Below are 18,705 nucleotides of genomic sequence, written 5' to 3'. Positions count from 1 at the left end.
GTCAGCGAACCTCAATGGATGAAATGAGTTTCTCCAGTATCTGTTGGCCCACGGCGCTGACCGAAGCCCGGCTCCAGCCGCTTTTGCTGGCGCTACCCGACCAGACGACCTCCCCGCCAGGCAAGGCCAGGACCTGCAGAGTCACGCCGGCGACCGGCTCGCCATCGAGACCGACCTTGTAGCGCCATTCGGTGACCGTGCCGGAAACGGCATAGGCAGCACCCCGATTCTGGGCCCACTGCAAAGCCGCCTGCAGGTTCTTTTCTCCACGGGCAGGCAGAAGCAGGTCGTCCTTGAGGACATCCGCCGGTACGGGCGTCAAGCGCTGCACACCCTTGGCGTAGAGCAACGCCGTGGTGATAGCTTCGGCCCGTTCAGCCGCATAAGGTGTCTCGGTGTTGTTGATAAAGGGCAGCACCACCCATTCCGCCTCCAGAGGAACGGTTCCTCGGGCTGACTGGTGAATAGTGGTGCAGCCGGCGGCCAGCATCGCCATCATGATAACCAGAAACATGAGTCTCTTCATACATTACCTCCCTATCCTTGCAATCCGTTAAAAATACAACCGATAACTCAACATGAACTGCGTCGTCACATCGCTGCGCCCAAAGGAGCCGCTATCCTGTGAGAAATCAATCTGCAGGGCATCGAGACCGAACAGGGGGCCGACCGCGCCCAGTTCATAGCGATAGCCCATTCCTGACACGCTGTTCCAACGGCTATCTGCCGCGCCAAAGGTCTTCCAGTCCCTTGTATAGGACAACTTCCAGTCCTGGCCGAAGAAGAGACCGGCGCCGAACTGAGCATAACTTTCCGGTACGAAAAAGCTCCCGGGGTCTGCCCCCACTGGAACCAGGGCAAGGGTGCGGCCCTGGGGCAGACCGGCGCGGCCGTAGTCGTGGTAGCCTCCGAACAGGCGCAGACCCAGGTCAGGCCAGGCTACGGCCAGACGATGGGTCAACTCGATATCCACCCCGGACCCTTCCGCCAGGGACCGTCGATCCTGATCGCGAAGAGACAGCAGGCTAAGACGCCCGCCCAGGCCAGTACGCGAAGCCAGGCTCCAAAAGGCTTCCAGCGTCGCCTCGTCTTTAAGCCCCCCGACCCGTAAGGGAACATTCTCTTCGGCCTGTGTCCCGAGGGCCAGGTTCACATTCAGGGTCAGACGGGAAGAGACCGTCTGTTCGGCGGAAAAGGCCAGGGTCCAGAAAGCATAGACTGCGTCGGTCCGCCCGCCGAGCAGGGTCCATTTTCCATCCCGGTGGCGGCGCGAAGTCCCCAGCCGAAAGCCTGTTGCCGCATCCGGGGGATTAGCCAGTTTGCCGGCTTCGGCGGCGGGCTGTTCAATCCGGAAGGCCTCTGCCAGGGCGGTCCAGCGTTCCTTGACACGCGCGGCAGCCGCCAGGCGATTTTCCACAAAAACGGCGCCATCCTGCTCAAGAATACTCAGACCGTAGGAGACCTCAGAGCGACGGGCATCGAACATATCCCGCACCTGGGCATCGAAGAGAGAATCCTGCTCATGCCGTTGGAAGTGTTCGAACGCCAGCGTCTCCGCCTGCGGCAACTGGCCGAGACGACGGTTGGCCTCCACAGCCGCTGGCACCGGAAGTCCTTCCGGCGTCCGCGACAACAGGCTGGCCATGGCGGGACGATCGTTGTTCTGCAGGGCGAGTTCCAGTTCGGCCCAGCCGGGTTTTTTCGTGGAACGAACATAGGCCCGCAGGAACCACAGCCGCGCCTGATCAGGCCAGCCCCGGGACAGAAGCCAGCCGGTCACCAGATCGCGGTCGGCCGCATGGCGGTCCTCGACCAGGTGACGCATCAGCGCGTCATGGGCATCCCCGGGCTTCATCAGCAAACCCAGCTGGGCGAGCAACCGCTCACGCTCTTTCTGCTCGGCGACGTTCCAGGGCTGTTCCCCCTGACGGTGCAGGATGCGCATGGCCGTCAGCCTGGCCTGGGTGGATGCTCTATGGTATCCGGCCTGTTCCAGCACATCGGCGTAGGAAGCCAGCCAGAAGGGGTTGTCGCGCTGGCGAGCCAGCGCCGCGCCATAAAAATCGAGGGCTCGCAGCGGTTCGCCCGCCGCCAGATAAACGGCGCCCAGGGTCTCCTGCAGAAAGGAGGAGGATTCAGCGGAGGTACCCCATTCATCGGCCAGGCGCGTCGCCTCGCCTACCGCTCCTAAGTCAAGAAGGAGCCAGAGATGAGAAGCCATAATGGCTTCGTTGGCGGGCTCACGGCGCAGGGCTTCCAGACTGTAGCGCCGAGCGCTCTCTATGTCGCCTTGCTGGCGGGCAATCTGGGCGCGATATTGCCAATAGATGGCCAGTTCTTCCACCGAAGCACGCTCTTCCGGAGAGAGACCATTGAGGGTGCGCTCAAGCTGCTCCCACCGACCCAGGGAGATGCCGGTATCCAGAGCCACCAGCAGAAGATAGGGATGACGGTGCCTCTGCCAGCCTGCCAGGGCCGTCTCGTAACCGGCTTCGGGATTTTCTTCCCGCCACAGTTCGACCAGACGCTGATAATCCTGAAACCGCCCGACCCCATTGTCTACCAGTATTTTCGAGGCGTTGCCGGCCGTATCCTCATGACCTAGCCCCCAACCCAGATCACTGACGCCTTCCCAGAAGAAGTTTTCCAGAAAATCTACATGGGGTGCGGTTCGTTGCAGCAGTTCCCAGGCCTGCTCGGGCTGACCTACACCTGCCCAAAGACCGGCCCCCCGTAAGGCTTCAGCGGCAGTCAAGGGGCGCAAAGCGGCAAGTTTGTCCAGGACCGCCAGCGCTTCAAGGGGATAGCCGCTATGATCCAGCAGGCGGAATTGCTGTTCCAGAACAAGGGTCTGGGGCCAGCTTGCGGCCGGTCTTTGCAGCCGGCGAAGGGCTTCATCCGGCCGGCCGGTTTCCTCCGCCAGACGAATGTACTCCAGCAGGAGAGCAGGATCGTCGTGGCGGTCGAGCTGATAACCGATCAGCACCTTGAGACGGGGCAGATCGTTCAGGCTGCGGGCAAGCTGGGTGGCACGGGAGGTGGCGGCCTCATCGCGAGGAGCCAGGGCAAACCAGTAGCGAAGCGCCTTTTCCGGCGCATTGGACCAGTCGGCCGCCTGAGCCGCCCGCCGCAGCCAACCCCGGTGGCGCGGCTGCCGGGCCAGAGCCCTTTCCGCCACCCCGAGGGCCTCGTCCGGTTTGCTGTTGGCCAGAAAAACCTCGTAGCTCAGCTCATACAGTTCCTGGTCATAGGGGGCGGTGATCCCGTCCTCGGCCCGTCCTTCCCCGGCAAAGAGGGTTGAGATAACCAGCAGGCCGCCCAGAGTCAGAACCGCGAGCCATCTCATGGGTTCCCTCCCTGGGTCGACAGGCCAAGAGCCTGGCGGATATAGATTTGAGCCAGGTCTGGCCGATTGGCGGACAGGGCCAGCCGGGTGAGGAAGATCAGCGTCTCGCGGTCGCCGGCAAGTCGACCGATATGGGCATCGGCGGCCGCCAGTGCCTCCAGCAGAAGGTTGCCCTCCTGCAAAATCCTCAGCGCCCTGAAAAACAGGGTGCGTCGCTGCTCCAGACTGGTGGCGGTGCTCATCTGGTTAAAAACCTGTTGGGCGCGACGGCGATAAGCATCTGGTTCTGTCGGATCGGTGACATCGACGTTTCGCCCCAGCGCCACCAATCGCTGACGCCAGACTTCGGCCTGGTCCAGGGCGAAGAGACGTTCGAGGCTGGTCACGAGCAGCTCGGCATAGCGTGCGCGCTCGGCGGCGGAGACTTCTCCGACCGCAGCGTCCAGCACCCGCAGGGCCTGACGATACTGTTCCATATCCATATATTGGGCCGCCAGCCGCAGGCGGAGGTCATGATCCTGCGGTCGTGTCCGCAACAGCGCCTGCAGATAAACCCGGGTGGCCGGACCTTTGGTGTTGTCCTGCCGCACCAGGTTCAACAGTTCCTGCTCCGGGTAGAAGAGCGCCAGCACCCCCATAAAAGCGACAGCCGTGCCAATAACGGCGAGCGGCCGGGAAAAGCGCTCCCGCCGTGAAGGATTTTCAAGGGCAGAGAAGTTCAAGAACATGTCTACCCTCCGGCAGGTCAATGGTATGCAAGGATCCCTTGGCCGTGATCGAAAAAGGCGGCTGGTCGGTCCCCTCTCTCAAGCGGCACCCTTTGGGCGCGACAAAGGTCGCGGTAGTCGGCAGATGGGCCTCGACCTCAAGGCGGATGCCCCTGTCATGACGGTCCCAGGCCAGAATTTCCGCCCCTATCGATTGCAGATACGGCAGGCGGGATGGAGCGGCCGAAAGCACCAGCAAGGCCTCCCCCCCGGGACCGAGATGGACGTAGCGGCTATCTCCTTGGTCGGACCACCCCAGGACATGGCGGCTTTGGGCCAGATCCGGATAACCGGCAGTCTTGGGCAGACGCAGCTGCCGTAATGCACCGGCATTGCGAATGAGCCAGCCGCCTTGCTGGCGAGCGACCACCGTGCGGTTGAAATCCAGCACCTTGTCTACATAGGACGAGGTATAAATGGCATGGGGACGCTGCGACAGGGCCCAGTCATAGACATCTTCCAAGGCCTGGCGGGAGGCCTCTTTGGTGGCGGAATAGATATGGTAATAGATATTGATGGGCTTAAGCCGCCGGGGGGAGTCGGTGAGGCGGAAGGTTTCAATGACGCGCCGGTAGCCGTAAAAGGGGCCGGTCCACAAATTGGTATAGACGTTCTCATTTTGATTGGGAGCAAAGACCTGGTAATAGCCGTCACGGGCCACGCCCAGGGGCGCGACGGAGGTCAGGCTGCGGTCCGATTCGGTGATGGTGGTGTTGCCACCGTTGATATTGCCGACGCCGGCGGCATAGGCCGCGGCCAGGGCCTCGGCGCCCGGCATGCAGTCGCCGGACCACTGCAGAAGCTTGACGGTTTTCCCGGGCGGCAGCAGATTTTCCTCCATAAACCGGATGGAGCCGGCAATCTCCGTTTCCAGGTTGAAGGAATAGCCGGGAATGGGCAGGTATTTCTCCGTATAGCCTTCCTTGGCCTCGGGAGAGTCTTGCCAGTAAAAGGGGTGTGAATAGGTGTGACTGCCTGCCTCGATGAAGGGGAGAGCAAAGATCCGGCGAGCCTCTTCTCGCCATTGGGCCGCCTCATCGGAGACGTCACCACGATCCCCCAGGGTGCTGGTGATGACGGAAAAAGTGGTCGGCAGACGATACCGCTCCAGAATACGCTTCCGTAACTCGGTAGCGGCCAGGGGGGTGCCGGGACGCTCTACCCGGCTTTCAAAGCCATCGGCATCGATGTGGGTCAGCAGCATCCGTACCCCGTTTTCTGTGGTGACATCGGGAGCCGCCACCAGGGGCAGGCGAAGGGCCTGCTGGAAAAAGGCAAACGGATCAATGACCCAGTGCGCGCGATCGCCCACCGTCTCCCTGATGACGAAGGGCTCCAGCGCGTAGCCCCCCCACGAGGTGATGGCCACGGCATCCGACAGGGTTCCGTTGTCGTCTTTCAGAGCCAGCAGAGAACGATCCTGCAAACCGACACGAACCGGCATAAGGCTGGAGGACCGGGGGCGAGGCGCTATTTCATAGCCGACCAACGGATCGCGGTGCGCTATCCGCACCTCCCCAGCAGGACCGGTCGGCGTCAGAACGTCCAGACCGAAACGGGTCATGGCCGGAATCGGCAGACCAAAGCGGTCGAGAAAAACCACCTTGATTCCTTCCGCCATGATTCGCTCCAGCCAGGGAGCCAGGCCCTGCCTGCCACCGGAACTGTCGGAATTGGGCCAGACCACGACCCCCGCATAGCGCCCAGCCAGAGTCCCTGACGGCAGAGGCTGCCGCAGATCGTGGAGTTCGACCTGATAGCCCAGGTGGTTTAAGGGCATCACCGCGTAGCGCTGCAGATTGCTGTAAACCGGATCCGGCCCCTCGCTGCCGTCGTAGAGGCCGAGGATGCGTCGTGGTATCACCTCCACCGCACCGACCCCCAGAGAAGCCAGATCCTTGTCCGTCACCCAGGGGATAAAACCAAGTTCCTGGATTTGACCGGCGGTGGCACGAGCCAGCTCCCTTTGGCCCGGGGGCACATAATCGATGCCGATGACCGGGAGTCCGGCCCGACGAACCTCGTTCAACCGTTGCAGCAGCCAGCGCCGATCCGCCTCAGTCACTTCACCGTAAATACCGGTCAGGGGATCGAAGCGGCGAAAGAGAGATTCGGCAGCCACGGCCAAGGTCACATCCCGGACCTCATCCAGAATTTCAAAGCCGCGGTTCAGTATCAGCTGGGCCTCCGGGTAACGCTCTTTAATTCCACGAACCATGGTGATAAGGCCCTTTTGCAAGGCCTTTTGACGTTGATCATCATTCAGGAGAAGGTAGGAATCGAGAGTGTCTAAAAAAAAGCCACGGTAACCGGCAGCCCATAGAGGATCGATGATCCGCTCTAGGAAAAAAGCCTGATACTCGGGATTGGCAACATCGAGTACCTTGGTCTTCCAGGCCGGATTGTCAGCCAGGAGCCAGGCGGACTCCATCTCGGCATAATAGGAACGGAAGGGTTCCGCCTCACCGACACTGACGTAGGCAAAAAGTTCACTGTGATTGGACCGATATTCTGAGGGAGACAAACCGGCGCCGGGGTCGACGACGGCGATATCAAAAGCCTGTAATTCCTCGACCGGGGGCCTATCGGCGTAGTAGAACGCCACCGTGAACGGCTCGGCAAAGGCGAGGGCGGCATAAAGCAACAGCGACAGAAACAGTACAATTCGCAGCATGGGGAAACCTTGGCAGGGGGCCAAAAGACTCGCATCACCCAAAACAGATATCGGTCATATCACCAAAAAGAGGGCATATTTGAAACACCCGCCATATCTCCATCCAAAAGTCATGCCGGTTCGACAATCGGGCCAGATTATAGGCTTTTTTTCATTTCAGTCCAGGCCAATTAAACAAATCTCAGGCCGTAGAGGCAGGGCTATGGACATAAACGCTTCTGCAGAACAGAAAAACCTTCGGATCGCCAAGCTGGATACCATATCTGATGGTTCTCCGCTTCAGAAAAAAGTGCCACATGTGCGCCATGGCACACAACAAGAAAGACGGCTGCAGTTATAAAAAAAGGGCCCGGCAAGCCGGGCCCTCGAAGGTACGGTATACAGAATGGATCTCTTAGATGAGACCCATGGCGACCATGGCTTTGGCCACCTTGATGAAGCCGGCGATATTGGCGCCGACCACGTAGTTGCCGGGCTCGCCATACTCTTCGGCCGTCTCGTAGCAGAGGCGGTGAATGTTGACCATGATGTCCTCGAGCTTCTTCTCGGTGAACTCGAAGGACCAGGCATCGCGGCTGGCGTTCTGCTGCATCTCCAGAGCAGAGGTGGCCACACCGCCAGCATTGGCCGCCTTGCCGGGACCGTAGGCGATCTTGGCGTCGAGGAAGACCTTGACCCCTTCCGGCGTGGTGGGCATGTTGGCGCCTTCGCCGACAGCAATGCAGCCGTTTTTGACCAGCAGGGCAGCATCCTTGCCGTTGATCTCGTTCTGGGTGGCGCTGGGCATGGCCACCTGGCAGGGGATTTGCCAGATGTTGCCGCCAGCGACGTACTTGGCGTCCTTGTGATAATTGGTGTAATCCTTGATGCGGCGACGCTCGACTTCCTTGAGCTGCTTGACCAGATCGAGGTCGATGCCGGCCTCGTGGTAGATATAGCCGTTGGAGTCGGAGCAGGAAACGACCTTGCCGCCAAGCTCCGTGATCTTCTCGATGGTGTAGATGGCGACGTTACCGGAACCGGAAACCGAGCAGATTTTGCCGTCAAAGGAATCCTTGCGGGCCTTCAGCATCTCGTTGACGAAGAAAGTGGCGCCGTAGCCGGTAGCCTCGGGACGCACCAGGGAGCCGCCCCAATCAAGACCCTTGCCGGTGAGCACGCCGGACTCATAGCGGTTGGTGATGCGCTTGTACTGGCCGAACATGTAGCCGATTTCGCGGCCACCGACACCGATATCACCAGCGGGCACGTCTGTGTACTCGCCAAGGTGGCGGTAGAGTTCGGTCATGAAGCTCTGGCAGAAACGCATGACTTCATCATCCGACTTGCCCTTGGGATCGAAATCGGAGCCGCCCTTGCCGCCGCCAATGGGCATGCCGGTCAGGGCGTTCTTAAAAATCTGCTCGAAGCCGAGGAATTTGACGATGCCGAGATAAACGGAAGGATGAAAGCGCAGGCCGCCCTTGTAGGGGCCCAGAGCACTGTTGAACTCGACGCGGAAGCCACGGTTGATGTGAACCTCGCCCTTGTCGTCCTGCCAGGGCACCCGGAAGATAATCTGACGCTCGGGCTCGCAGATACGCTCGATGATCTTGTGGTGGCCGAATTCGGGGTGCTTGACCAGCACGGGGCCGAGGGATTCGATGACTTCCCGCACAGCCTGGTGAAACTCGGTCTCGCCGGGGTTGCGCTTGAGGACTTCCTGAAACATAGGCTCTACTTTTTCGTCCAGCTTGGTCATACTGCCTCCTGTATTGGGATATGGGTTAAATCCGTTTTTCACGGGGATCGACGGCTGACTTGCTTTCGGTAACCGATCAATCGAATCCACATTCCGTGCCACAATGCCTCTTTATTAGCACATCACTGCTAACACATTAATCATAAAGAACAATTTCCTTTCCCCCAACCGGGGGCAAGCTGCCCCTATCTTAATCACTGAGTACATTGGCTGCTCAGCAATTACTCAAAAAATCCGCTCTCTGCACAATGATTGCGCAAAAAAATCGTCTAAGGAGGGAGAGGAAAGGGCGTGTTGCCTCTTTTTCAATCACAGCATATCGAGAGGATCGACATCAATGGAGAGAAGGACGCCCGCCCCGACTTTATGCCGCATAACGGCGAGTCGGTGCAGAAGGCGGCGCAGGGGGGGACGCTGGGGGGATTTGAGCAGAATCTGAACGCGAGTTTTGCCGCGAAGACGGGACAACGGGCAGGGAGCCGGACCGAGAACCTCGACCGGCCCGGCCATTTCGGATAGAGCCAAAGCCAGGGTATCCGCCGCGCTCTGCACTTTGCCCGCCTCGTTGCCGGCGAGAACCAGGTTGGCCAGATAGCCGAAAGGGGGATAGCCCAGCTCCTGACGAAAGCCGATTTCCTGTTCGAAAAAGTCGCCATAATCGTGGTTGGCGGCGCAGGCCAGGGCATAGTGCTCGGGAGAATAGGTCTGGATGAGAACGCGCCCCGCCTTCTCACCCCGCCCGGCCCGCCCCGCCACCTGGGTGAGCAGAGAGAAGGTGCGCTCGGCGCAGCGAAAGTCGGGAAAATTGAGGGTTGAATCGGCGTTGACCACCCCCACCAGGGTCACGCCGGGAAAATCGAGACCCTTGGCGACCATCTGGGTGCCGACCAGAATATCGACTTCGCCGGCCTCCATGCGGGACACCAGCTGCCCATGGGCTCCTTTGCGACCCATGGTGTCCCGATCCATGCGGGCGATGCGAGCCTGCGGAAAGAGGCCGCGCAATTCCTCTTCCAGCCGCTCGGTACCTGTCCCCTCGGGCAGGATGGCACCGCCCCGGCAGGAGGGGCAGAGATCGGGGGGCGTCAGGTGATAGTCGCAATAGTGGCAGCGCAGCTGGCGAGCACCCTGGTGATAGGTAAGGGTGATTTCGCAGTTGGGGCAGCGGAAGGTGGCGCCGCAATCGGCGCAGAGCAGGTAGGGGGAAAACCCGCGCCGGTTCAGCAGCAGCAGGGACTGCTCCCCCTTTTCCAGATTGCCCTCGAGGGCGCTGGCGAGAGACGACGAGAGGGCGCCGGTCAGGGCTTCGCCGCGCATGTCCACCAGCTCGACGGCCGGCAGCGAGCGCTCCGACACCCGCCCCGTCAGGCGCAGATACCCCATCTGACCTTCCAGAGCACGGTGACAGGTGGTGACGGCCGGGGTGGCGCTGCCCAGCACGATGGTCGCCTGGCTCATCTGCGCCCGCATGAGCGCAAGATCGCGGGCGTTGTAGCGAAACCCTTCCCCCTGCTTGTAGCTGGCCTCGTGTTCCTCGTCCACCACGATGATGCCGAGGTTCGCCAGGGGGGCAAAGAGGGCGGAGCGGGCGCCAATGACGATCGACACCTCCCCACGGGCGATGGCCCGCCAGGCATCGTAGCGCTCGCCGTCCGAGAGGCCGCTGTGCAGCACGGCAATGACCGGACCGCCGTCGCGGAAACGGGCCCGAAAACGGCCGACCAGCTGGGGAGTCAGAGCGATTTCCGGCACCAGTACCAGGGCGGTGCGGTCGAGCGCCACGGCCCGGGCGATGGCCCGCAGGTAGACTTCCGTTTTGCCGCTGCCGGTGACGCCGTGCAGCAGAAAGGGCGCGAATCCGCCGGCCTCAAGGGCGCCCTCGATCGCCTCCAGGGCTTCGGCCTGATCGGAGGAAGGCTCTACGGGCACGTCGGCGGGGACAGGGGCGGCGAGGAAAGGGTCGCGCACCTTCTCCGCCTCGTCTTCCCGGACAAAGCCCAGTGCGACCAGGCGGGCCAGAGGCGCATAGGGGGAAGGGAACTGCCCCCGGATACCCGTCAGAGTCGCCCTCCCCTGCCGACGAACATAATCGAGAATCTCCCGCTGGCGTCCGCCCGCAGGCTGCCCCTCCTGTTCGAGAGGGAGATAGATCCGCTCGCGCAGCACGGCCACATCGGTCCCACGCCCGGACAACCCGGCCGGCAGCGCCGTGCGCACGGCCTCGCCCGGCGGGTAGAGGTAGTAGTCCGCCGCCCGCAGGTAAAAGGCCGCCAACTCCTGGCTGAACAGGGGCTCGCGATCGAGGATTTCGGCGATCTCTTTGAGCCCGTCATCCTTCCCTTCCTGCACCGCCAGCAGATAGCCGGTGGCCTGCCGCCGTCCCAGTGGCACCCGCACCCGCACCCCGACCCGGATCGCCGGCGCCAGTGCCGCCGGCACCCGATAGGCGAGCGTTTTATCGAGGGGGGCGGCCACGGCGACGGTGGCAATCAGGCAAGTCGCCCCTTGGTCATCCGTGGTGATCAGAGGTATTTCTCCGGTTCGCTCAGAGCCTCACGGGTCACCTTCACCACCACCCCGGAGAGACCGATCAAACCGATCAGGTTGGGGATGGCCATGGCGCCGTTCATGGTGTCGCTGAAGTCCCAGACGAAGCCGACCTTCTGCACGGCGCCGAGGGCGATGACCAGGCAGAAGATGTAACGGTAGGGGGTGCGAGCCTTCATGCCGAAAATATATTCGATGCACTCCTCGCCGTAGTAGGCCCAGCCGATCATGGTCGAATAGGCGAAAACGGCGATGCCGATGGTGACAATGAGCCCGCCGGGGCCGGGCATGCCGGCGTTAAAGGCGGCCTGGGTCAGAGCGCTGGAGGTGGCGCCGCTGGTCCAGACGCCCGTAGACAGAATGACCAGGGCGGTCATGGAGCAGACGACGATGGTATCGAAAAAGACCCCCGTCATGGCGATGAGTCCCTGCCGGACCGGGCTTTTGGTCTTGGCGGCGGCGTGGGCGATGGGGGCGCTGCCCAGGCCCGCCTCGTTGGAGAAAACCCCCCGGGCCACGCCAAAGCGGATGGCGGCGGAGACAGCGGCGCCGGCAAAACCTCCCGCCGCCGAGGCCGGGGCGAAGGCGTGACTGAAAATCAGAGCGAAAGCCCCGGGAACCTTGTCGGCATTGAGAACGAGGATAAGCAGAGCGCCGGCCACGTAGAAAACGCCCATGATCGGCACCAGTTTTTCCGTCACCTTGCCGATGCGGCGGATACCGCCGATGATGACGATACCGGTCAGCACAGCCAGGACGATGCCGCTGGCCAGGGGCGAGACCCCCCAGGCATCCTCAAGGGCCAGGGCCACCGAGTTCGACTGCACCATGCTGCCGATGCCGAAGGCGGCGATGCTGCCGAAAAGGGCAAAAATCCAGCCGAGCCACTTCAGACCCAACCCTTCGGCGATATACCGCATGGGGCCGCCCTGCATGGTGCCGTCGGGCAGATGTTCGCGGTATTTGACGGCCAGTACCGCCTCGGCGTATTTGGTGGCCATACCGAACAGCGCGCAGACCCACATCCAGAAGATGGCGCCGGGACCGCCGAGAAAGATGGCGGTGGCCACCCCGGCGATGTTGCCGGTGCCGATTGTCGCCGACAGGGCGGTGGTCAGCGCCTGAAAGGGCGAGATGTCCCCCTCGAGGGCCTCGCCGTCCGGCTTTTTGAAGACCAGCCGCAGTGCCCGGGGCAACTGACGAAACTGCAGAAATCCGAGACGGAAACTCAGATAGACGCCGGTGCCGACCAGAAAAGCCAGCATCACCGGGCCCCAGACAAATCCATTGACGGTGGACATGATGTGAGAGAGCAAAACGAGTCACCTTTCCTTTAATCACAATGAGATGGACACAGAAACCCCGGCGGAGGGGAATCCCTCGTCGGGGCATGGCATGGGCAACAGAGCGTCAGCCTCAATCGGTCTTATGGTGCTCGATCAGATAGCGCCCGATTTTGCGGCCGAATTCCTGACAGGCCTGCACGTCGGCCTCCGTCGGCTTGAAGCGGAAGTGAATCCCCTCTTCGGGCAGCGTGTATTTAAGACCGGCCAGACGATCCTCCACCAACTTGACCGCTTCTCCGCTCCAGCCGTAGGAACCGAAAACACCGGCGACCTTCCCCCTTGGGGTTACGGTGGAAAGCAGGGAGAGGGCCTTCCAAACCGGCGGCGGCGCATCGCGATTGATGGTCGGCGTCGCCATCAGCAGGGCATCGGCCTGCTCCAGTTCATCGCGGATTTCGCCCTCCTCGGCCTCATAGAGGGCCAACTCCACCACCTTGATCCCGAACTCTTCCAGCCCTCGACGTACCGCGGCGGCCATGGTACGGGTGTTGCCGTGGGGAGACAGGGTCAGGGTCAGCGCGCGCAGTCCCTCGTCTGCCGGGGGAGCCGCCATGCGGGCGTAACCGTCGATAGACTCTTTGGCTCCCTGCCGGCGCAAGGGGCCATGGGACGGGCAGACCAGACGGATGGGCAGGGAAACCACCTTGCTGACCGCCTCGCGGATCTTCTCCTTGAAGGGGCGCATGATGGTGTCGAAGTAGAAGCGATATTCGCCCGAGAAATCCCCGACCTCATCGTCATAGAGGCCGTCGCCGCAGAAATGGGCGCCAAAGGCATCGCAGCTGAAAAGGATTTCTTCTTCGGGCAGATAGGTAAACATGGTGTCGGGCCAGTGCAGATTCGGGGCGAGGATGAAGCGCAGCGTGCGCCCGCCCAGATCGATCTCGTCCCCCTCGGCCACCACCTGGGTCTTGAGGGGAATATCGATGAGCTGCTTGAGAAAATTATCGGCAGCGCGAGTGCAGTAGATCTCGATCTCGGGATGCCGCCGCACCAACTCTTCCAGCGCGCCGGTGTGATCGGGTTCGGTGTGATTGACCACCACCAGGTCGATCTTTTCCGTACCGATAAGGCTGGAAAGGATATCGAAATATTCGTCGGAAAATTCTTCCTTGACTGTATCGATCAGGGCGGTCTTGTCCTTGCCCTTGACCAGGTAGGCGTTGTAGGTCGTCCCCTGGCGGGTGGGAAAAAGTTCGTCGAACACCTGCAGGTCAGGATTTTTCACGCCGGTCCAGTAGACGCCCGGGCAGATCTCACGTGCTTGGTTCATAGTCTTCTCTCCCTTGCGGAAAGGGGTTTCTGTCAATTTAATCCCGGCGGGAATTACAACTATATATCAGACCACCGACAGGGGCAAGACAGGGTGGCGCTGGCCATCGACCGGCAACTGAATTATACTGGGCCTTCATCGGCGGCGGCCGCCGTGACACCCTGCAAGTTGACCTCACCTCGGAGCGCGCGTGAAGAGAAAAAAAACACCCAAAAGTCCGACAAAGGGGCTGTCCCGGCGACGGTTTTTGCAGTGGACAGGGCTGGGTCTGGGAGGAGCAGCCCTGGGCAACGCCTTTGTGCGCGAACCGACAGCCCTGCAGATCGAGCGGGTGGACATCCCTCTGCCCAAGGCGCCCGCCGGCACCCGAGTGCGGATCGTCCAACTCTCCGACACCCACATCGGCCCGTTTCGCCCCTACTTCCGCCGGGTGGCCGAGGCCGCCAACGCCCTGCAGCCGGATATCATCCTGCTCACCGGCGACTATATCGAGGAAAGCCGAAACCTGCCTGGGGCGCTGGAGTTTCTCCAACTTCTGCAAGCACCGGCCGGCATCTTCGCCGTACAGGGAAACTGGGAGTACTGGGCGCGCATCGAAGGAGAGCCCCTGCGCCGCCAGTTCAAAAAAATCGACATCACCCTGCTCATCAATCAGCGGGAGGATGTGCAAGCCGGGGGGATTGAGCTGTCGCTGCTGGGACTTGACTACCCTTCCCGCGAGAGCGATTTCCTGGCCTTGCAGGAGCAGGCAGACCCCCGACGGGCCAACCTGCTCCTCTCTCATGTGCCGGCCTTCAACCACGAAAAACTGGATGGCCGCCTCGACCTGATCTGCTGCGGCCATACCCACGGCGGTCAGGTTCGTCTGCCGTTCCTCTCCCCCCTCTACCTCCCCCGCTATACGGGCGGCTTTGTCAGCGGCCTGTACCGCGTCGGCCCCACCGCCACCCCCCTTTACGTCAATCGAGGCATCGGCACCAGCCTGCTTCCTGTCCGCTTTCTCTGCCGGCCGGAAATCACCCTCTTTGACCTGGTCGGTACGGCCAGAAACTAGGCGTCAAGGAACTGCTGCAGGCGACGGATTTCCTCCATCAACTGGCTGAAACCCGGCCCGGCCAGGCTCTGGGCCCCGTCGCACAGGGCTTTTTCCGGTTCGGGATGCACCTCGATCATCAGACCGTGGGCGCCAGCCACCAAGGCGGCCTTGGCCATGACCGGCACTAGCGAGCGTTTTCCCGTGGCGTGACTGGGATCGACGATGATCGGCAGGTGGCTCATCTCCCGAATGAGGGGAACAACGGAAAGATCCAGGGTGTTGCGGGTGGCTCGCTCAAAGGTGCGGATACCGCGTTCGCAGAGGATGACCTGATCGTTCCCCTCGGCCACGATGTACTCGGCGGCGGCGAGGAACTCCTCCAGAGTGGCGCTCATGCCGCGCTTGAGCAGCACGGGGCACTTGAGCTTGCCGACCTCTTTAAGCAGGTCAAAGTTCTGCATGTTGCGGGCGCCGATCTGCAGGACATCGGCATAGCGACAGACGGGTTCGAGCTGCTCGATCCGCATGACCTCGGTGATGACCGGCAGTCCGGCCGCATCACCCGCCTGGCGCAGATATTTGAGCCCGTCGACGCCCAGCCCCTGAAAGGAGTGGGGACCGGTACGCGGCTTGAACGCCCCACCGCGCAGGATGTGGGCACCGGCAGCTTTAACCAGGTGGGCGGCGGCCAGCATCTGTTCCTCGGTCTCGATGGAACAAGGGCCGGCGATGATGACGGGCGGATGCCCATCACCAATGGCGATGTCACCGACCTTGACGACCGTCGAAACAGGATGAAAATCGCGGGAGACCATCTTGTATGGTTTGCTGACATGGATGGTTTCGCGTACGCCGGGAAGTTCGCGGATGGAGGTATCGTCTACATAACCCTGGTTTCCCAGCACGCCGATCGCGGTGCGCAGACTGCCGGGAATGGGTTCGGCCCGCAGGCCCATCGCCTCGATGGCTTTTTTGACGGCGTCGATCTGTTGGTCGGTGGCATTGTGGTCCATGACGATAAGCATAATCCAGACTCCTTGGCAAAGCGCCTTCTTCCCCTGAAACAGTTTTCCGCCTTCCTGGCACAAAACCGTGGCGACAACGGCTTAGATTAGCCACCCCCCGGAAAGAATTCAACTTTTTTGTCAGAATGACAGCCAAAGCCTGGTTGCAATTCGGGTATCGTCGAGTATCCTGACCAGATCGCCGCCTTTTTCCACGACACCGTTCCCCAAGGAGGAATTATTGTCATGAGAGACTTCGCCCCGACCAAGCGCGGGTTCGTCCTGCTACTATGCCTGCTTTTGCTGCCGGCCCTGACTGGGGCTGACGAGGGCACCGCCCGCCGGCTCATCAACGCCCAGGGCTGCAAAGGGTGCCACAGCCTGGAAGGGAGCGGCGGCAACAGGGGACCGGCCCTCGACGGGGTGGGCAGACGCCTGACGGCCGACCAGATCGAGCGGCAGCTCCTCAATCCCAAAGCCCGCAACCCCGACTCCATCATGCCGAGAATGACACATCTCTCGGCGGAGAATCTCAAAGCCCTGGTCGATTTCCTGTCCAGCCGCAAATAACGATCAGGCCAGGTCCGCCATTATTGAAAAATGCCGCGGCCTGTGCTAGTTTTCTGCGTCAAAACAGGACATTCAGAAAGGCACCACATGACGCAGCGCGTAATCGAGATCACCTCCGAATCCTTCCTCACCGAGCCGATGCTCGCCAGGGGGGAGGACATCTCTTCTTTTTTTGACAACGCCCAGCCCCTCTGTCTGGAAATCGGCTGCGGCATCGGCGATTTCATCACGCAGCTGGCTGCCCGCCACCCGGAGCGCAACTACCTGGCCATCGACATCTACAACAAGGGCTGCTACAAAACCTGCAAAAAAATCGACCAGGCCGGCCTCAAAAACGTCCGCGTCATGCGGTCCGAGGCCCGCTACCTGCTGGCCAATTTCATCCCCAAAGAGAGCCTTGAGGCCATCTACATCAACTGCCCCGACCCCTGGCCCAAAAAACGCCACCGCTCCCGTCGACTGCTGAACGAAGCTTTTCTGCAGATGGTCCTCCTTTATCTTCGCCCTGGCGGGGAGCTGAACTTTGCCACCGACTTTCAGGATTACGCCGAGGATGTCGCCGCCACCATCGCCGCGATGGACGGCTATACCAACTGCCAGACCGAATCTTTGAGCACGGCGCGCCCCGGCTATCCCGTTTCCAAATACATGCGCCGCTTCCTCGATCAGGGCCTTCCCATCTATTTCGTGCATTACCGCAAGCGGCCCGATTGGACCATCGCCGACACGGAGGTGCGCCTTTCGCAGGGATTTCGCCTGAAGTGGGAGCAGGTGGAGAATGGCTAGATATCTCAGCGCCTCCCTGGAGGGAACAGGAGGACAGATCAAGGAGAGTTCCGAGGACTTTCTGGTCGAGGAGATCCCTCTCTATCTCCCCTGCGGCGAGGGTGAACATCTCTACGTCGAGGTGGAAAAGACCGGTCTGACGACCTTCGACCTGATTCAGAAGGTCGCCGGTGCGCTGAAGATTCGCAGCCGCGATATCGGCTACGCCGGCCTCAAGGATGCCCGGGCCACCACCCGACAGCGTCTGTCTCTGCAGAGGGTGACACCGGCCCAGGTCGAAAGCCTGCAGCTGCCAGGCATTCGGGTGTTGTCCTGCGCCTGGCACCGCAACAAGCTGCGTCTGGGCCACCTGGCGGGAAACCGTTTCACGATCCGTATCCGCGCGGTCAAACCGGGCGCACTGGAAAAGGCCGAAGACATCCTGCACGTGCTCAAGACCGTCGGCGTGCCCAACCGTTTCGGCCAGCAGCGCTACGGTGTACTGGGCAATTCACACCTGATCGGCCGCGCCCTGCTGCGCCAGGACTACGAACTGGCCGGCCGGCTGATCATCGGCGATCCGCAGAGCATCACCCAGGAACGTTGGCGCGAGGCCGCGGAACGCTTTGAACGGGGCGACCTCGACGGTACGCTGGCCGCCTTGCCGGCTCGCTTCCGCGACGAGCGCAACCTGGTGGCCGCCCTGGGCAAAGGCCATCCCGCCAGAGAGGCGGTGTTCACGATGCCCCGCAACCGCCTGCGCCTCTACCTGTCGGCTTATCAATCGAGCCTGTTCGACCGCCTGGTCGATATGCGCCTCGACACCCTCGACACCCTCTGGGCCGGGGACTACGCCTGTAAACACGAAAACGGGGCCTGTTTTATCGTGGAAGACCCCGCCAAAGAACAGCCGCGCGCCGACAGCCTGGAAATCAGCCCCTCCGCCCCTCTCTACGGGTACAAGGTCTCCCTGGCGCGGGGACAGGCCGGCATCCTGGAGGAAGGCCTGCTGGCCAAGGAAAAGCTGTCCCTGCAGGATTTCCGGCTGTCGGAAGGTCTGGGTATGGAGGGGGAAAGACGCCCCCTGCGTGTTCCTCTCGGCGAATACCGGGTCGACATGGAAGGACAGGATCTACGACTCTCCTTTAGTCTCCCGCGCGGCAGTTATGCGACCAGCGTTTTGGCCGAAGTCATGAAATCTGAGGAAGATCCGTCCGCCACAACCCCGGCGCGCCCCACGGCATATTGAAGCAGGCTTGTCGCCGGCCTTTGGGCCACAACCGATAAAGGAGGACAGGGTGACACAGGATTCGAGTTCACAAAGACACCCCAGCGGTCAGGGCAGGGTCAACTTTTTCCGTCCCCTCCCCGGCTTCATGCGCAAGAAGGTCCATTACATCTGGATACTGCTGGCCAGCTGGGCCGCTTTTACCTTCGGTTTTCAATTCATTCTCGTGCTTCTGCAGGAAGGCCCGGCCGGCTGCAGCCAGCTGACGACGACTCGCTTCCTCGGCTTTCCCTTTCACTACTGGTTTTCCGGCCAGTTTCTCATCCTCTGGTTCATACTGCTTTGCCTGCTCTACAACCTCTTCGTCGACAAACTGACCAACGAGTACCGGAAGCGCAAATAAAGGAG

14 protein-coding genes are annotated in these 18,705 nt (G+C 61.4%); 5 read left to right on the top strand and 9 right to left on the bottom strand.

Annotation, left to right across the window (positions count from 1 at the left end; genetic code table 11):
- Position 1: 1 nt before the first annotated feature.
- The 8 genes from MJO47_RS06735 to MJO47_RS06700 form a co-directional block, all read right to left on the bottom strand.
- Positions 2-526 carry a penicillin-binding protein activator LpoB gene (locus MJO47_RS06735; RefSeq protein WP_253960347.1) on the bottom strand — a complete coding sequence of 175 codons (525 nt, stop codon included), beginning with the start codon at positions 524-526 and terminating at the stop codon, positions 2-4.
- Between the two features lie 27 nt (positions 527-553).
- Entirely contained in the window at positions 554-3,346 is a 2,793-nt protein-coding gene (locus MJO47_RS06730) for a tetratricopeptide repeat protein (RefSeq protein WP_253960346.1), read from the bottom strand.
- Positions 3,343-4,074, bottom strand: coding sequence for a tetratricopeptide repeat protein (locus MJO47_RS06725; RefSeq protein WP_253960345.1), 732 nt, complete (start codon positions 4,072-4,074; stop codon positions 3,343-3,345). The genes MJO47_RS06730 and MJO47_RS06725 overlap by 4 nt, the downstream gene beginning before the upstream one ends.
- On the bottom strand, positions 4,049-6,787 hold the full coding sequence (locus tag MJO47_RS06720) for a bifunctional glycoside hydrolase 114/ polysaccharide deacetylase family protein (protein ID WP_253960344.1): 2,739 nt from the start codon (positions 6,785-6,787) through the stop codon (positions 4,049-4,051). Before MJO47_RS06720 ends, MJO47_RS06725 begins: the two co-directional genes overlap by 26 nt.
- A gap of 394 nt (positions 6,788-7,181) precedes the next feature.
- Positions 7,182-8,528 carry an NADP-specific glutamate dehydrogenase gene (gene gdhA, locus MJO47_RS06715; RefSeq protein WP_253960343.1) on the bottom strand — a complete coding sequence of 449 codons (1,347 nt, stop codon included), beginning with the start codon at positions 8,526-8,528 and terminating at the stop codon, positions 7,182-7,184.
- Between the two features lie 309 nt (positions 8,529-8,837).
- Positions 8,838-11,003: a primosomal protein N' gene (gene priA, locus MJO47_RS06710; protein ID WP_253960342.1), complete on the bottom strand. Its 2,166-nt coding sequence runs from the start codon at positions 11,001-11,003 to the stop codon at positions 8,838-8,840.
- A 47-nt stretch (positions 11,004-11,050) separates the two neighbouring features.
- Positions 11,051-12,376 (bottom strand): alanine/glycine:cation symporter family protein, encoded by a 1,326-nt coding sequence (locus tag MJO47_RS06705; RefSeq protein ID WP_371926649.1) that lies wholly within the window; start codon positions 12,374-12,376, stop codon positions 11,051-11,053.
- 115 nt (positions 12,377-12,491) lie between these two features.
- The gene (locus MJO47_RS06700; protein ID WP_253960340.1) at positions 12,492-13,694 is read right to left on the bottom strand and encodes an FprA family A-type flavoprotein; all 1,203 of its coding nucleotides are present in this window, start codon (positions 13,692-13,694) and stop codon (positions 12,492-12,494) included.
- A 190-nt stretch (positions 13,695-13,884) separates the two neighbouring features.
- Here MJO47_RS06700 and MJO47_RS06695 point away from each other — a divergent pair, with 190 nt between their 5' ends.
- Positions 13,885-14,748: a metallophosphoesterase gene (locus tag MJO47_RS06695; RefSeq protein WP_253960339.1), complete on the top strand. Its 864-nt coding sequence runs from the start codon at positions 13,885-13,887 to the stop codon at positions 14,746-14,748.
- Here the strand turns inward: MJO47_RS06695 and aroF are convergent.
- On the bottom strand, positions 14,745-15,755 hold the full coding sequence (gene aroF / locus MJO47_RS06690) for a 3-deoxy-7-phosphoheptulonate synthase (protein WP_253960338.1): 1,011 nt from the start codon (positions 15,753-15,755) through the stop codon (positions 14,745-14,747). The two genes, MJO47_RS06695 and aroF, sit on opposite strands and share 4 nt — an antisense overlap.
- Positions 15,756-15,980: 225 nt before the next feature.
- Here aroF and MJO47_RS06685 point away from each other — a divergent pair, with 225 nt between their 5' ends.
- The 4 genes from MJO47_RS06685 (at position 15,981) to MJO47_RS06670 (ending at position 18,700) form a co-directional block, all read left to right on the top strand.
- On the top strand, positions 15,981-16,304 hold the full coding sequence (locus tag MJO47_RS06685; RefSeq protein WP_253960337.1) for a c-type cytochrome: 324 nt from the start codon (positions 15,981-15,983) through the stop codon (positions 16,302-16,304).
- An 87-nt stretch (positions 16,305-16,391) separates the two neighbouring features.
- Entirely contained in the window at positions 16,392-17,090 is a 699-nt protein-coding gene (gene trmB / locus MJO47_RS06680) for a tRNA (guanosine(46)-N7)-methyltransferase TrmB (protein ID WP_253960336.1), read from the top strand.
- Positions 17,083-18,318, top strand: a complete 1,236-nt coding sequence (truD, locus tag MJO47_RS06675; RefSeq protein ID WP_253960335.1) for a tRNA pseudouridine(13) synthase TruD — start codon at positions 17,083-17,085, stop codon at positions 18,316-18,318. The genes trmB and truD overlap by 8 nt, the downstream gene beginning before the upstream one ends.
- A gap of 49 nt (positions 18,319-18,367) precedes the next feature.
- Complete coding sequence (locus tag MJO47_RS06670; RefSeq protein WP_253960334.1) at positions 18,368-18,700, top strand: sodium/substrate symporter small subunit; 333 nt, start codon at positions 18,368-18,370, stop codon at positions 18,698-18,700.
- Positions 18,701-18,705 lie beyond the last annotated feature (5 nt).

It is taken from the genome of Desulfuromonas sp. KJ2020 (assembly GCF_024197615.1).
Classification (GTDB): domain Bacteria; phylum Desulfobacterota; class Desulfuromonadia; order Desulfuromonadales; family SZUA-540; genus SZUA-540.
The sequence above is the reverse complement of the archived record's forward strand: the minus strand, read 5'-3'. Positions and strand labels throughout refer to the sequence as shown.

Bases quoted from the DNA above. Each gene is read 5' to 3' on its own strand.
- MJO47_RS06735 (WP_253960347.1), bottom strand. From the start codon at position 526: ATGAAGAGACTCATGTTTCTGGTTATCATGATGGCGATGCTGGCCGCC.
- MJO47_RS06730 (WP_253960346.1), bottom strand. From the start codon at position 3,346: ATGAGATGGCTCGCGGTTCTGACTCTGGGCGGCCTGCTGGTTATCTCA.
- MJO47_RS06725 (WP_253960345.1), bottom strand. From the start codon at position 4,074: ATGTTCTTGAACTTCTCTGCCCTTGAAAATCCTTCACGGCGGGAGCGC.
- MJO47_RS06720 (WP_253960344.1), bottom strand. From the start codon at position 6,787: ATGCTGCGAATTGTACTGTTTCTGTCGCTGTTGCTTTATGCCGCCCTC.
- gdhA (WP_253960343.1), bottom strand. From the start codon at position 8,528: ATGACCAAGCTGGACGAAAAAGTAGAGCCTATGTTTCAGGAAGTCCTC.
- MJO47_RS06705 (WP_371926649.1), bottom strand. From the start codon at position 12,376: ATGTCCACCGTCAATGGATTTGTCTGGGGCCCGGTGATGCTGGCTTTT.
- MJO47_RS06700 (WP_253960340.1), bottom strand. From the start codon at position 13,694: ATGAACCAAGCACGTGAGATCTGCCCGGGCGTCTACTGGACCGGCGTG.
- aroF (WP_253960338.1), bottom strand. From the start codon at position 15,755: ATGCTTATCGTCATGGACCACAATGCCACCGACCAACAGATCGACGCC.
- MJO47_RS06685 (WP_253960337.1), top strand. From the start codon at position 15,981: ATGAGAGACTTCGCCCCGACCAAGCGCGGGTTCGTCCTGCTACTATGC.
- trmB (WP_253960336.1), top strand. From the start codon at position 16,392: ATGACGCAGCGCGTAATCGAGATCACCTCCGAATCCTTCCTCACCGAG.
- truD (WP_253960335.1), top strand. From the start codon at position 17,083: ATGGCTAGATATCTCAGCGCCTCCCTGGAGGGAACAGGAGGACAGATC.